The sequence below is a fragment of the Natronorubrum texcoconense genome, from assembly GCF_900100335.1.
Classification (GTDB): domain Archaea; phylum Halobacteriota; class Halobacteria; order Halobacteriales; family Natrialbaceae; genus Natronorubrum; species Natronorubrum texcoconense.
On record NZ_FNFE01000009.1, the window covers coordinates 117,787 to 132,344 of the forward strand.

12 protein-coding genes are annotated in these 14,558 nt (G+C 62.2%); 5 read left to right on the forward strand and 7 right to left on the reverse strand.

Translation table 11 applies throughout. The features are described from left to right. Positions 1-116 precede the first annotated feature (116 nt). The 3 genes from BLT08_RS21120 to BLT08_RS21130 all read right to left on the reverse strand — a co-directional run bounded on the left by BLT08_RS21120 (position 117) and on the right by BLT08_RS21130 (position 2,446). Positions 117-1,088 (reverse strand): ABC transporter permease, encoded by a 972-nt coding sequence (locus BLT08_RS21120; RefSeq protein ID WP_090312024.1) that lies wholly within the window; start codon positions 1,086-1,088, stop codon positions 117-119. Beyond that, positions 1,085-2,011 (reverse strand): ABC transporter ATP-binding protein, encoded by a 927-nt coding sequence (locus tag BLT08_RS21125; RefSeq protein WP_090312026.1) that lies wholly within the window; start codon positions 2,009-2,011, stop codon positions 1,085-1,087. The genes BLT08_RS21120 and BLT08_RS21125 overlap by 4 nt, the downstream gene beginning before the upstream one ends. A gap of 165 nt (positions 2,012-2,176) precedes the next feature. After that, complete coding sequence (locus BLT08_RS21130) at positions 2,177-2,446, reverse strand: DUF7967 family protein (protein WP_090312029.1); 270 nt, start codon at positions 2,444-2,446, stop codon at positions 2,177-2,179. Between the two features lie 123 nt (positions 2,447-2,569). On the opposite strand from BLT08_RS21130, the gene BLT08_RS21135 reads away from it, so the two are divergent. The 4 genes from BLT08_RS21135 to BLT08_RS21150 all read left to right on the forward strand — a co-directional run bounded on the left by BLT08_RS21135 (position 2,570) and on the right by BLT08_RS21150 (position 6,261). Next, positions 2,570-3,301, forward strand: coding sequence for a hypothetical protein (locus BLT08_RS21135; RefSeq protein WP_245724308.1), 732 nt, complete (start codon positions 2,570-2,572; stop codon positions 3,299-3,301). Between the two features lie 26 nt (positions 3,302-3,327). Beyond that, positions 3,328-5,085 (forward strand): excinuclease ABC subunit C, encoded by a 1,758-nt coding sequence (locus BLT08_RS21140; RefSeq protein WP_090312032.1) that lies wholly within the window; start codon positions 3,328-3,330, stop codon positions 5,083-5,085. Between the two features lie 287 nt (positions 5,086-5,372). Next, positions 5,373-5,669 carry an SUI1 family translation initiation factor gene (locus BLT08_RS21145; RefSeq protein ID WP_090312036.1) on the forward strand — a complete coding sequence of 99 codons (297 nt, stop codon included), beginning with the start codon at positions 5,373-5,375 and terminating at the stop codon, positions 5,667-5,669. Between the two features lie 115 nt (positions 5,670-5,784). Then, a complete protein-coding gene (locus tag BLT08_RS21150; protein ID WP_090312039.1) occupies positions 5,785-6,261 on the forward strand; it encodes a GNAT family N-acetyltransferase in 477 nt (158 codons plus the stop codon). A 963-nt stretch (positions 6,262-7,224) separates the two neighbouring features. Here BLT08_RS21150 and BLT08_RS21155 read toward each other — a convergent pair. Both BLT08_RS21155 and BLT08_RS23525 read right to left on the reverse strand, forming a co-directional pair. Beyond that, a complete protein-coding gene (locus BLT08_RS21155; RefSeq protein ID WP_090312041.1) occupies positions 7,225-7,917 on the reverse strand; it encodes a hypothetical protein in 693 nt (230 codons plus the stop codon). Continuing rightward, on the reverse strand, positions 7,910-9,238 hold the full coding sequence (locus tag BLT08_RS23525) for a hypothetical protein (RefSeq protein ID WP_245724309.1): 1,329 nt from the start codon (positions 9,236-9,238) through the stop codon (positions 7,910-7,912). Before BLT08_RS23525 ends, BLT08_RS21155 begins: the two co-directional genes overlap by 8 nt. A 435-nt stretch (positions 9,239-9,673) precedes the next feature. Between BLT08_RS23525 and BLT08_RS21165 the strand changes: the two genes are divergently transcribed. Then, positions 9,674-9,862, forward strand: a complete 189-nt coding sequence (locus tag BLT08_RS21165) for a hypothetical protein (protein WP_090312043.1) — start codon at positions 9,674-9,676, stop codon at positions 9,860-9,862. A 23-nt stretch (positions 9,863-9,885) separates the two neighbouring features. Here BLT08_RS21165 and BLT08_RS21170 read toward each other — a convergent pair whose 3' ends face one another. Beyond that, positions 9,886-12,180, reverse strand: coding sequence for a vWA domain-containing protein (locus tag BLT08_RS21170; protein WP_090312045.1), 2,295 nt, complete (start codon positions 12,178-12,180; stop codon positions 9,886-9,888). A gap of 221 nt (positions 12,181-12,401) precedes the next feature. Beyond that, a complete protein-coding gene (gene uvrB, locus BLT08_RS21175; protein WP_090312047.1) occupies positions 12,402-14,456 on the reverse strand; it encodes an excinuclease ABC subunit UvrB in 2,055 nt (684 codons plus the stop codon). Positions 14,457-14,558 lie beyond the last annotated feature (102 nt).

Sequence of the window (14,558 nt, forward strand, 5' to 3'; positions counted from 1 at the left end):
AAGCCGAGTGCCGGCGAGTGAGACGCGGCCGGCGACAGAGGCGTCTCTTCACTGACGGCCGAACTCGCGAGGGAGACGAATCGAACGCAAAAATCAGCGCACGAACGGAACCGGCCTCAGAGATCGACGCGATCGAATCGGTAGAGCGCGATCGCGATCGGGACGACGATCCACAGGAGCAGGATGACGAAGGAGAACCAGTTCTCGAGGTAGAACGGGACGCCGTTCGCGAACCAATCCGCGGGGTACGTCGTTCCCATATCCTCACCGCCGAACGAGCCGAGGAACGTGATCGTGTTCTGGAACGCGTTTCCGGGATCGATCATGTCGATGAACAGCGCCCAGTCGGGGAGTCGCTCGCGCGTGATTTGTTCGGTGGTTCCGTCCAGTCCCATACCCTCGGTCGTGTAGCTGACTCCCTCGATCGTTCCACGATTCATCAGGAGCTGGAAGACGGACTGGATCGCGTTCCAGACGACGTAGAACAGGATGAAGATGCCGAACATCGCGGCGCCGGCGATGGTCGTCGAGCGGGTCAGCGACGACAGCGAGACGGCGATGCTCGTGTAGGCGATACCGTAGACGATCGCCATCAGGAGCAGGCTGAAGTAGTCGACGACGTCGAAGCCGCCGAGCAACACCGCGACGATGACCGCGGCGAGCACGAACCCGACGACGAGCGACAGCGAGAGGACTGCCGACCGGCCGATGAGTTTCCCGAGCAGTACGTCCTTTCGGGAGTGGGGCAAGGAGAGCAGGATCTTGATGCTCCCCGTCTCTCGCTCGCCGGCGATCGCTTTCCAGCCCAAGATCAGCGCGATCAGCGGGATCACGAGCCGCGTGATCTGACTGACGAAGAGAACGAGCACTTCCGTCGTCGCTCCCTCCGCGGCGATATCCTCGCCGAAGTACGAGATCGTTCCCGTGACGGCGACGAGTAACACGAAGAAGAAGACGCTCAGTCCCCAGAACATCCAGGACCGGACGGCGTCCTGGAAGTCCTTCCTCGCGATCGCCCGGACGCTCGTGAGATTGATCGAACTCGAGGTCGACTCCGATCCCGTTGCGGTGCCGGACTCGGTGCTCATCGGGCTTCCACCTCCGTTCCCGTGGTGTACGACTGGAAGACGTCCTCGAGCGAGGCCTCACGCGTCGTGAAGTCGCGGACCTCGACGCCGCGGTCCTCGAGTTCGGTCAATACGGCGGTCTTCGAGCCGCTAACCTGTACGACCAGCGTCGGCGGGCTCTCGCCCTCGACCACGGCATCGCTGACGTCCGGCAGCGACCGAACCGCCTGCAGCGCGTCGTCGTCGATCCGGTCGACGGTGACCCGCAGGCTCGTTCCGCCCTCGACGGAGTCGCGAAGCCCCTCGACGGTGTCGACGGCGACCATCTCGCCGTCCCGAAGGATGCCGACGCGGTCACAGACCGCCTCGACCTGTTCCATGATGTGACTCGAGAAGAACACCGTGGCGCCGCGGGCGTTCTCCTCGCGGACGATTTCGCGCATCTCGCGGGCCCCGTTGGGGTCGAGCCCCGTCGACGGCTCGTCGAGGATCAGCAGGTCGGGTTCGCCGACGAGGGCCATCGCGAGCATGAGTCGTTGGGACATCCCCTTCGAGTAGCCCCCTGCCTTCTTGTCGATGGCGTCGGCGAGACCGACGCGCTCGAGCAGTTCCCTGGGATCGTCGTCGGTGTCCTTCGAGTCGATGGCGAACTCGAGGTGCTGGCGGGCGGTCAGCCGGTCGTAGGTTTCGACGCCCTCGGGGAGGACGCCGGTCCGCGAGCGGATCTCGCGGCTGTGTGCCTGGGCGTTCATCCCCAGCACCTCCACCCGGCCGTTGGTCGGCCGGATGAAGTCCAGAATGACGTTGATCGTCGTCGATTTGCCGGCTCCGTTCGGACCGAGAAAGCCGAAGACCTCGCCCTCTTCGACCTGAAACGAGAGGTCATCGAGCGCGAGTTCCTGACCGTAGGATTTGGTCAGGCTATCGACTGTGATAGCTGGCATGGCTGTGTGGTCTCACCGTTCGCCGATAAGAGTTGTTACTTCGTTGTATTGATCTTCCGTTTTGTCCGGAGGAACAAACTGTCTCTCGATGGAACGTCCGAGTCGAACGCCGTCTCGGAGTCGTTTTCGACGCAACTCCCGACTCGCAGTCGCCGATCTCGTCCTTTATAACGGATCGTCGGGATCGTACTGCTCGGCGGTTCGCTCGGCTTCCTCGGCGTACCGTTTTCGGGTCTCCTCGTCGGGAACCGGCTCGAGTTCGGTTTCGGCAATCTCCGTCGCCGCGGTGACCTCGGCGCCGGTGCGTAGCGACGTCGCGGAGCGCTCCCGCTGCTGGTAGCGCGAGCCGTCGGGCGTCGCGTAGACGATGGTCACGAGGTTGCGGTCGTCGAACGTTCGTTCGACCAGCCAGCACTGGACCGTCGAGTCACTCATGCTCCGAATTTGGGCGCCGAGACCCGAGAATGTATTGTGTTTGATGGTAACACGACGACTAGTTCTCGACTCACGCGAAACGCCGCGGGCTACTTGCGGGCTACTGTGGAACCTCGAGACGGAATGCTCGGAGTCTGGAGCGAGCACGTCGACGAGTTGCTGTACGACGGCGAACGCGTGAAGCGACGCGTCGACCTCGAGGGAGCGACGTTCGTGGTCACGAACGATCGCGTCCTCGTATTCACCGAGGGCGGCGACGGACCGAACTACTGGACGGTCGAGCGGCCGAACGTCGCCCGGGTCTCCATCGAGACCGAAGATTCGATCGCCCCGCTCGTCTGGGGGTCGATCGTCCTGTTTCTCGCGCTGAGCGTGTTGCTCGTCGCGATGACCTACGACCTCGCCAGCATCGCCGACAACTTCGACGTCGAAGGCACGACGGGGATCGCCGGCGGCGCACTCGAAACCGTCGAAACCCTCCTCACGGTGTTCGATCTGACCGTCCTCGCGATCGGCGTCCTCCTGTTGCTGATCGCCGCCGCGTTCTTCGTCCAGTACATCGGGTCGCGCTCGCGCCGACTTCTCCTTCGAGTGAGCGGCGGCGACGATATCTCGGTGCCGGTCAGCGACGACGACTTGGAGGCCGAGCGGGAGGTCGACTTACAGGAGGCGATCGCCCCGGGTCCGGGACCCATCGGTAGCGACGCGGTCGTCGAGGCTGACGCAGGCGAGACAGGCGAGCAGAGAGGATCGACCGCTCCAGCCGACGAGACCGATGTCGACGCGGACGAAGCGAGGGGACCCCCCGACGGGACCGAGACCGACCCGACGGACGACCCCGAGGAGTCAGGCTGAAAGCCACTGAGGTTCTAGGGCCGCCGATGAACGCCGAGGGGGTTCGCGACCGAGCCGGATCGTTACCGCGCGAGCCCGGCGTCTACCAGTTCCGGCTCGAGGGCACCACGCTCTACGTCGGGAAGGCGGTCGATCTCCGGAGCCGCGTCCGATCGTACGCGGATCCGCGAAGCGCGCGCATCCGTCGGATGGTCGACCGCGCCGACGAGATCGAGATCGCCGTCACCGACACCGAGACGCAGGCGCTGCTCCTCGAGGCGAACCTGATCAAGCGCCACCAGCCGCGGTACAACGTCCGGCTCAAGGACGACAAGTCGTACCCGATGGTGCAGCTGACGAGCCACGAGGCCCCGGGGATCGAGATCACTCGAGACCCCGAGGAGTCGGCCACCGTCTTCGGTCCCTACACGAACAAGGGGCAGGTCGAAACCGTCGTCAAAGCGCTGCGGGAGACCTACGGCATCCGCGGCTGTTCGGACCACAAGTACGCGGGTCGCGACCGGCCGTGTCTCGACTACGAGATGGGGCTCTGTACCGCGCCCTGCACCCGCGAGATCGACCTCGAGAGCTACGCCGAGGACGTGACCGCGGTCGAGCGATTCCTCGAGGGCGAGACGGGTATCCTCGCCGACCCGCTGCGCCGGGAGATGGAGGCGGCGGCCGAGGACCAGAACTTCGAGCGGGCCGCGAACATGCGGGATCGACTCGAGACCGTCGAAGCCTTCCACGGCGAGGGCGGTGAGGCGGTTCAGGCGCGGAGCGACGAACGCGCCGTCGACGTACTCGGGGTCGCCATCGAGGGCGAGGACGCGACCGTCGCCCGCCTGCGCGCCGAGACCGGCAAACTGGTCGATCGGGACCGACACACGCTCGAGGCGCCGGGTGCGGACGTCGGGGCGAACGATACCGACACGGGCGGCGTCCCCGCCGTCCTCGCCGCCTTCATCGTCCAGTACTACGCCGAGCGCGACCTGCCCGACGCCCTGCTCCTGCCCGAACGCCACGGGGATAGCGAGGTCGCCGCCTGGCTCGAGGCCGAGGGCGTCTCCGTCCGCGTGCCTGGCGCCGGGCGCGAAGCGAAACTGGTCGAACTCGCGCTCAAGAACGCCCGACGGAACGTCGGCGGCCGCGACGAGTGCGGGATGCTCGCGGACGCCCTCGAGATCGACTCGGCCCGGCGAATCGAGGGCTTCGACGTGAGCCACGCACAGGGGAAGGCGGCGGTCGGGAGCAACGTCACGTTCGTCGACGGCAGCGCCGAGAAGGCCGACTACCGGCGGAAGAAGCTGACCGATCAGAACGACGATTACGACAACATGCGCGCGTTGCTCGAGTGGCGCGCCAGCCGCGCCGTCGAGGGCCGAGACGATCGGCCGGATCCCGACCTGCTGGTGATCGACGGGGGCGAGGGCCAACTCGAGGCCGCACGCGACGCGCTGGCCGACGTCGGCTGGGACGTACCCGCCATCGCGCTCGCGAAGGCCGAAGAGCGCGTGGTGACCCCGAAACGGGAGTTCGTCTGGCCCAGCGACGCCCCGCACCTGCATCTCCTCCAGCGGGTTCGCGACGAGTCCCACCGCTTTGCGGTGCAGTACCACCAGACCGTCCGCGACGAGGTGAAGACGGTGTTGGACGACGTGCCGGGTATCGGCCCCGAAACCAGGAAGCGGTTGCTGGGCCGGTTCGGGAGCGTCGAGAACGTCCGCGAGGCGAGCCTCGAGGACTTAGAGAGCGTCTCCGGAGTCGGACAGAAGACGGCTGAAACGCTCAAATCGAGGCTGTAACGCGGCTATCGACCGCCACCCATTGGATAGCGTCACATTCCCGATTTCGTGACAGATGATGTCGCCACGCCGCCGCAACAGTGTCGGCAGGCGTGTCCGTGATTTCTGTTGCCCATGTGGGTAATCGTGGGTGCCGATAGATGGCACGGAACTTCCGTCTCTATGTGCCTACGGACTGTCGTTTCACCAGTCAGCCGTGTCGTCCGTACGAAACGGGGCCGCGACTCGAGCCAATCCGTTGCGACGGCAGGGACAGGGCTATCCCCCGCAGCGTCTTACGGTATCCTATGGCAAACGACGACGACCTCGACGACCTGCTCGACGAACTCGACAGCCAGGGCGACCTCGAGACGTCCCAGCAGATGCTCTCGATCCGGACGGAGAGCCGACGGTACGACAAGCCGGTGACCATCGTCGAAGGGTTCGATCTCGAGTCGGACGAGATCAAATCGATCGCCTCGGACCTCAAAAGCTCGATGGGGACGGGCGGGACGGTCGACGACGGACGAATTGAACTCCAGGGCGACCATCGCGATCGCGTCCCCGACCTGCTCCGCGAGCGGGGCTACGACGTTCGCGAGTAGCCGAGTGTGGGTACCGGTCACGTCCCGGCTAGTCCCCGATTTCGCGGTCAGGACGCCGATTTCCGGCTGCATCACCAGTCGAAGTCACTTTATGCCAGTATTGTCAAGGAAGACCATGAACATTCGTCCAGCGAACCCGGAGGATTTCGAGCATATCAAAGCCGTCGCCCGGGAAACGTGGCACGATACGTACGACGAACTCGAGGCCGATCTGATCGACCGAACCGTCGACGACTGGTACACCACCGACTCGATGCCCCTCGAGGCTCCCGGGACGGTCGTCCTCGTTGTCGAACTGGACGGTGAGATCGTCGGCTTCACGCACGCCGTCGCACAGGGCGATACGGCCGACATCCTCCGAATGTACGTCGCACCTGAGGCGCAGGGAGCGGGTGTTGGGACCCACCTGCACGAGTACCTGATTGAGCGGCTCGAGATGTACGACGTCGACCGCGTCCGTTCGTTCGACTTCGCGTTCAACGACGTCAGCCGCCGGTTCTACGAGGGACTCGGCTTCGAACGGACCGACACCGGCGAGGTCACAATCGAGGGCGAACAGTACGACGAAGCGGTGTACACGCTGGAACTGTAGTCGTCTCGTGGTGTAATTCCTGCTTGTGCACGCGGGCTCCGGTCGAGAGCAACGGGTTGGACCGTGATTTGCAACTCTACCGATTCGCCGATGTGCTCCTCGGTCGCCACAGTTACTGTCCCGTCAAACAGTTTCATTGTGGTATCGTTGAATTTGACGACTACGGTTTGCGTGTACACTGTCCCCTGGTATTGGGCGTTCGGGTGTATCTCTTCTATCGTTCTAGATATCACATATCGATGTTCGTTGGTTGCCCTGGATATGCAGTCACGGTGAATCCATTATTACCGGTAATTACAGTCATGTCTTATCCGCTTGATTTCGCGCACGTAAGCGTATCCACCACCATCGAAATCCGGAATACGGTGGGCGTCACCGTGTTTGATAGTCCGGTAGACGACACCCGTAATCCCTTCCGATGACGATACGCCGAATTTTGCATATCGGGATCCACTAACCGTTACCTGCTGGCCACTCAACCGAACCTGGCTCAGAAGCCGTTCGCCGGCGTTCCGGAAAACAGTAGAAACCGTAGGAATCAACAGGTGCTGTTTCCGAGAGTTTGTACTGATATGTTTCCCGGTTTCTAGATCGATGCGATCCGCCCCCTTCCAATCAGCTGCCCATAACGTCGTCCCTTCGCACCACACATCGACGTAACAATTCGTATCACCCGCTGGTGCGCGGAGCGCTTCGGCTTTTCAACGGCGGGTTCCATCGGTGTTGAACTCCCAGATATTTTGGCTCGAGGTGACGTTCCCATCGGGATCAAGTAATACAACGACGGTATCTGCTACCTGAATCGTCGATTCAATCGCTGCCGGAAGACAGATCCGATTATCGTCGATGACGAGCCTACGCCCGTCTTGTGTTACGGCAGTCATTGTGGTGGTTCGCGTTGAGTGTAGCAGTTATCGGAGTCGATTCTCTCTCGAAATTTGGGCCATATTTCCGGTGACCGCTTCAGGTAACGGAGCGGGAATTTAGGTCGAAATACGACCGGAGCGTATCATCGGTTTCCTGGCGATTCTGAGACAGCGGCAATGGTGACTCCCAGAGGAAGACGCCACCGTCCGCACAGTCGTCGACTCGCCACGCCGGTGCGTGCAACAACCGTTCCCGGCCGATCCGGTCAGCCATGTTCGGTCCGAATCCGTTCACCCAGTATATCTCCTCCAGACGACCCGCCTCGAATCCCTCAGCAGTGAGAGATGACTCGTCGAGGTACGTGTCTCCATAGACGTACCTCGGCGAGAGATAGTCGTACAACTCGACAACAAAGTCGTGAATAAGGGCTGGCTGCTCGTTTTGCCATGGCTTCACATACCACTCGTCAACCGAGAGTGAAAGATTCGGAACGGACGGACGATCAGCTGCCCAGCCGTGAATGTGAATTCCGACATTGAGATCGTCGTACCACAACCATATCGTGCCGCCGGTCGCTCCGGCGATGCTGTCGATTGCGTCATCGATTGAACAATCGTATCGAATTCCGTTTATCGCCTCGGTAGTATAGCCGAACTGAGTCGTATCCTCGCTGTCAGGTGGTGACCGCGAACATTGCAACTCATCGAAACAAAACTGGAGCAATCTCTCGATACCCCGAGATCGTAGCTCTTCCTCGAGCAGATACGGGATGGATAGGAGCTCACTCATTGTAGATTTCTATCTCAACGTCGTTGGCGTCGAGCATACCTTTGATGTCACCGTGGGGTTCTTCTCGGAACGTAACTTCGATCGTTCCTCCTTCAGCGTCTGTGTACTGCTGGTAATGACCGATCTGATTCTCCAAATCAGTGTATCTATCGCTCCCTGCCGCAGCTTGAGTGTAATCTCCACTCTTCGTTTCGATTACTCGACCATCGGCAGTCTCGATATCAATCTCGCCACGCGAATGTGGATTTGACTTCCCGATGGCCTCGACGTTATCAGTGCCACGAGACACAGCAACCTCTGCTTCGAACGCTGCCCCCTTAATATTACTCTGGTCACCTCCAGCAAGCCGTAGTGCAAGTTCATCAACGCCCTGAATATCAGCATCTGGTCGGTTCAGCTCCTCGAGATCGTTGATCACCCGTTCGAGGTCAATCTCATCGCTGTGTCTGAACAGGTTCGAAACGAGATTCTCGTTGTTCACGTCGAGATCTAACTGATAGGCACGAGCGACCGGATCAGGACCGCCGTCGGCCAGTACACGCCCCGCATCATCACCACTTCGCAGGGTAGCAGATCCCGTTTTGGCTTGGCTATCCCCATCGATCCGGCTGATTTCACCGCCATCAACATCGTTCCGGTCAAGGATTTTCGCCACTTGATACTGGCCACCGACGGTTCGCACCTCGCTCAGCACTCGTTCGCCAGCCTCTCGTGTCAGCCCGATCGAACCGTGGAGCCCCTGAGAGAGCTGCTGACGACTATATCTGACCGGCGCCGTCACGGTCTGACCGCCCTGTTTTGCGACCTGGGCAGCCCGCTGAACCTGGGGCGTGCTGATCCGGTTGACCGTCGACTGCACCGTGTCGGTGCTCTTGAGCGCCTTGCCGGCCTCGCCGGCCGGAACCGCCATCTCGACGACGAACCAGAAGAAGTAGCCCTGGTACCAGCCATCTCGGAAATCGTCGTAGTACCGGTCACCGGGCTCGTGGGGATTGTTGAACTGCTGTTGGTCTTCGATCGCTGCTGGCAGCGCCTCGATGATCTCGTCGAAATTCTCGACGGCCTCGGGGATCGCCCGCGCCGCTTCGACGATCACGTACGGATCGTCGTAGATCGCCAGGATTCCACCGAGGGTTTCACCGGCACCGGTCGTCGTTCCCTCGAGGAAGCCAAGTGATTCTTCGACCTGAGAACTGGAGAGCCCAGCAGCACGAAGCTCTTCGGACACCTGATTGAAGATGCCGCCGACCTCGATGGCTTCCGCCTCGGTCGTTCCTACCTCCTCGATGGTCTCGTGGCGGTCGTCGATCTGAATCGTCACGGAGGTCCCTTCGAAGAGATCGGCGAACGTCGAGAGCGTTCCCGTCTCGAACTCGAGACTACTGCTGTCGTGCGTTCCCGTGAGGGTGGTCGTATTCTTAACCGAACCGTCTTGGACGATCCGCGCCTCACCGAGTCCGGCCTGGTCTTCCGCGATAAAGCGTGCCTCGTACGTGCCGGTGGTGTCGAGTTCGGCGTCGACGTCGACACCGCCCCAACCGATCGAGACGGAGACGCTGGCGGATGGATCGTCGAAGTGGGCGTAGGTAACGGTCACCTCCGGCGAACTGATATCGAACAGCGTCGGGTCCGCCGCGTCGGCGTCCGGAACGCCGTCACCGGTCGTGTCGGTCGCTTCCGGATCCGTTCCCAGTTCCTCGACCTCCTCGCGATCCGATAGCCCGTCACCGCTGGTGTCGTTGAGGAGCGGGTTCGCGTGAACGCGTGTCGTCTCGAAGAGTTCGTCTACGGCATCGAGATCGTTGAGGTCGTCGGCGTCCTCGAGTTCGCCGAGTACCTCCAGCGAGTCGGCCCGCGAGTCCGTGTAGGCGATCTCCCAGCCGTCCTCCTGTTGCTCGGCATCGGTCAGTCCGTCGCCGGTGGTATCGATCCGCGCAGGATGTGACTCGGCGTAGGTGACCTGTGCAGTCAGTTTCGTTTCGTTGTTTTCCTCGTGGACGCGATAGTTGATATCGACCGTCTCGTTGTCACGAATGCCGTCGCCGCTGGTATCGAGGGCGATCGGATCCAGATCGACGGTTCACCGACGACGCCGGGTTCGCCGGTCGGCATCGAGAGGTCCATCTCGGCGACGAGATCCGGAATGCCGTCGCCGTTCGTGTCGGTCAGGCCGACGCCGGTTTCGTTCTCGGCAACGCGTTCGAAGGTGTCCGGCAGGTCCTCGGAGTTTTCGACGTGATAGAAGTCACCGTTCGCCTCGCCGGCGATCGCGCGGAGTTCGTCCTCGTCGATACCGCTCCCGAGTCCGATCGTACTGATGTCGATGCCCGTTTCGGCGGCCTCGCTCGCGATACCGACCGGATCGGAGCCGCGGTTTGTCCCGCCATCAGCGAGCAGGATGATCGTCTTCGAGCGGTTGTCCCAGTTGTTGGCCTCGAGTTCGTCGATTCCGTCTTGCAGGCCGGCACCGGTGTTGGTCCCACCGCCGACGGAGAGTGACTCGATGCTGCTGTTTAGTTTGTCGTGATCGGTGGTCAGTTGCTCGACCAGCCTGGACGAGGACTCGAATTCTACGAGCGCGCCGCGTTCGTCGTCCTCAAACGCGCCGACGAACCGCTGGGCGGCTTCCCGGGCGTAGTGGATCCGGTCGCCGCTCATCGAACCGCTGACGTCGATCACGAACGCGAAGTCCGCTTTCTCGATACTGTCCCCATTACCGACGTCACCGTCGGTTTCGTTCCCATCGAGCGTGATCGTGTCGCTCGTCTGGTCCTCCCAGTCGTCGATCCAGAACACCGAAAAAAAGGAGAAGTGGTCGACATCGGCGGTCGCGATGCCGGCGTCACGATCGATTTCGGTCTCTACGGCCGTCCAGGGCTCCTCGCTGTGGGGATCCCACGTCACGACGGAGAGGTTTCCGTCCCGCTCGAGGTCGGCACCGTCGATCGGAATTTCGACGGTCGCCTCGTCGAACTCCTGCTGGCTCTCGATGCGAACCATCGGTCCGGCGCGGTACGCGTCGTCGGTTGCCGGCGTCTCGTCGATCACCGAGATGTCGGTCTCGTGAAGGCCGTCACCAGCCACCTCGGCGGCGACACCGGCGGATTCGTTCGAGACCTCGACCTCCTGGTACTCGTCGGGGCCGGGTCGATCCCAGATGACGGCGTCTTCGTCGACTTGAATCTCCGCCGTCGCCTCGACCGTTCGATCGGCGTCGTGTGTCGCCGTTGCGGTCACCGTGGCGTTGACGTTCGCGGGATCCGCACCGATGTCGACGAATGTCACTCCGCTCGCGGTCGAACCAGCCGACTCGCCAGCGATCAACGAGAGGCCGTCGGCCTCGCCATCGCCGTCGATCGTGACCTCGACCTCGTCGTAGGCGTATGGACGGACGTCATTGAGAGTCGCCCTGAGCGGAACGAGGATCGTGCCGTCGCGCTCGAAGGCCCGTTCCTGCGAAACCGAGAGGGTCGGCTCGGTGTTTTTCTCGACTCTATCGAGCGCCCGCTCGCCGTGTTTCCAAGCGTTCTCGAGGTGGGTCAGCGCTTCCGCGCGATCGGCCGGCTCAGCGTCCGTTCCGCCGGTGTCGTCGGCTCGCTCGAGTGCGTCAATCGAATTCCCGAGCGCGCTCTCGGCCGACTGTCGCTGGCCGGGATTGCGGAACTCGTCTTCGTTTGCGGCGACGACGGTCTTGGCGTCGACCACGGTGAGTCGGGCGCTCCGATCGCTCGCCGTGTACAGTTCGCGACTGATCTCGTCGACGATCGCTTCGTCGTCCTCGTCGACGGCGTCTGAAAGGTCTGCGAGCGATCGCTGGGCCTCGGCGAACTGCTCGAACGATTCTCGTGAGTCGGCGTACTCGAACTGCCGATACTCCTGCAGCGAGGCGTTGATCGCGGCGACGGTCTCGTTTGCGGCCGTCGACGCAGCCTCGTCCTCGAGATCGAGGTCTCCGAGCCGTTCGGTCGCGTTCACTACTGCCTCGATCGACGTGTTCGACTCGAGTTCTGTCACCGTCACGTTCGCGTCGCCCCGATCGTGTCCAGGCGGTCCGTCACCGTTCCCAGGCGGGCCACCGCCGTTTTGTCCCGGTGGTCCGTCACCGTGACCTGGTGGACCGTCGGCCTGGCCGAGTAATCCGTTTGATCGGTCGTTCACCGTGGTCGCACTCGGACCAGTCGCGAGTGCAGGCATGGCGATCATCGAGGTCGCCATGAGTACGGCGAAGCATATTGCAACCAATTCCTGTCTGGTGTCCCCCATGCCCCACGATTCAATGATCGGTATTTAAATATTCATATAAAAGATAAAAATACAATTTTGATATCTATCCAATAAGAATAGATATTAAGAACGCATTCCAAAACCACCATTAAAGATATACATAATCCACACCAGTAATTTCAGATTGTTACAATAAGCTAGAACCGGGACCGGTCCGCGCGCACTCGTCCCGGACTCGAGACCGTCTCAAACCGCCCCACTCAGAACTCTTCGGACGGCGGCGCGATTCCCTCGTCGCCGCCCTCGAGTTCGAACTCTTCCCGAACCTCCCGGATCCGGTCTCGGATATCAGCCGCCAACTCGAACTCGAGGTTGCCCGCGGCCTCTTCCATCCGATCCTCGAGTTCTTCGACGTAGCGGGCGGCCTCGTTTTCGTCCGCGAGGTCCTTGCCGGAGACGCTCGAGGTGTCGGTCTTGCTCCCCGGCAAGTTCGCCTCGCTGACGTCTTTTTCGATGGTCGTCGGCTCGAGGTCGTGTTCATCGTTGTACTCGCGCTGAATCTCGCGGCGGCGTTGGGTCTCCTCGATGGCTGATTCCATCGCGTTCGATGGCTCGTCGGCGTAGAGGACGACTTCGCCGTTGACGTTTCGAGCCGCCCGGCCCATCGTCTGGACGAGCGTGGTTTCGCTTCGGAGGAATCCCTCCTGGTCGGCGTCGAGGATCGCCACGAGGCTCACCTCGGGGATGTCCAGCCCCTCCCGAAGGAGGTTGATCCCGACGAGCACGTCGATCTCGCCTAATCGAAGGGAGCGGATGATCTCGTGGCGCTCCAGGGTGTCCGTCTCGTCGTGCATGTACGCGACGTCGACGCCGGACTCCTCGAGATACTCGGTCAGATCCTCGGCCATCCGCTTCGTGAGCGTCGTCACGAGGGTTCGCTCGTCGCGCTCGATCCGGTCGTCGATGCGGTCCATGAGGTCGTCGACCTGTCCGGTGGCGTCCGCGACTTCGATTGCGGGATCGACGAGATGGGTTGGCCGAACGATCTGTTCGACGATCTGTTCGCTCTCCTCGCGCTCGTAGTCGCCCGGCGTCGCCGAGACGTACAGCGTCTGGTCGGTCTTCTCCTGGAACTCCTCGAACGTGAGGGGGCGATTGTCGTACGCCGTGGGGAGCCGAAAGCCGTTCTCGACCAGCGAGTCTTTCCGGGACTTGTCGCCGGCGTACTGGCCGCGGACCTGCGGCAGCGTGACGTGGGATTCGTCGACCACGGTCAGGAAGTCGTCCGGGAAGTAGTCGAGCAGGGTGTAGGGGGCCTCCCCCGACTCCCGATCCGAGAGGTACAGCGAGTAGTTCTCGATGCCCGAACAGTAGCCCGTCTCCTGCATCATCTCGAGGTCGAACGTGGTTCGCTCGTCGATGCGCTGGGCCGAGATCATGTCGCCCGCGCGTTCGAAGTACGAGATCCGTCTATCGAGGTCGTCCCGGATCTCGTCCATCGCGTTCTCGAGTTTCGTCTCGGGAATGGAGTAGTGCTCCGCGGGGTGGATCAGGACGGCCTGCTGGTCGCCCTGGGTCTTGCCCTCGAGGGGGTCGACCTTGACCATCCGATCGATCTCGTCGCCCCAGAGTTCGACGCGAACGGCGTAGCGGCCGTACATCGGGTAGATCTCGACGGTGTCGCCCCGAACGCGGAAGGTGCCCTGCGTGAAGTCGACGTCGTTGCGCTCGTAGTTCAGGTCGACCAGCCGCTTGAGCAACTCGTCGCGGCCGACCTCCTCGCCGACCTCGAGTCGCAGCGACATGTCGATGTAGTTTCGCGGGTCACCGAGGCCGTAAATCGCGGAGACCGAGGCGACGACGATCACGTCCTCGCGCGTCAGGAGCGATCGGGTCGCGGAGTGGCGCAGGCGGTCGATCTCGTCGTTGATCGAGGCGTCCTTGTCGATGTAGGTGTCGCTCTGCTCGACGTAGGCCTCGGGCTGGTAGTAGTCGTAGTAGGAGACGAAGTACTCGACGGCGTTTTCGGGGAAGAGATTTCGAAACTCCTCGTACAGTTGGGCAGCCAGCGTCTTGTTGTGGGCGATGACGAGCGTCGGCTTCTGGACCTCCTCCATCACCCACGAAACGGTGTTCGTCTTCCCCGATCCGGTCACCCCGAGCAGGGTCTGTTTGTCCATCCCCGACTTGAAGCCCGCGGCTAACTGCTCGATCGCCTCGGGCTGGTCGCCCGCGGGGTCGAACGGCGCGTCGACCTCGAACGGTCGGTCCACGTCGGGACGGTCCGGCTGGAGGGGGCCTCGAGTCTCACTCATTGTCGGAGTCAGGGGTTCGAGGCACTTTACGCGCTCGCATGTGGCTCACGATCCGTCTCCGCGAAACCCGCACGTGGCCAATGCTCGCCCAATCGTTATGCG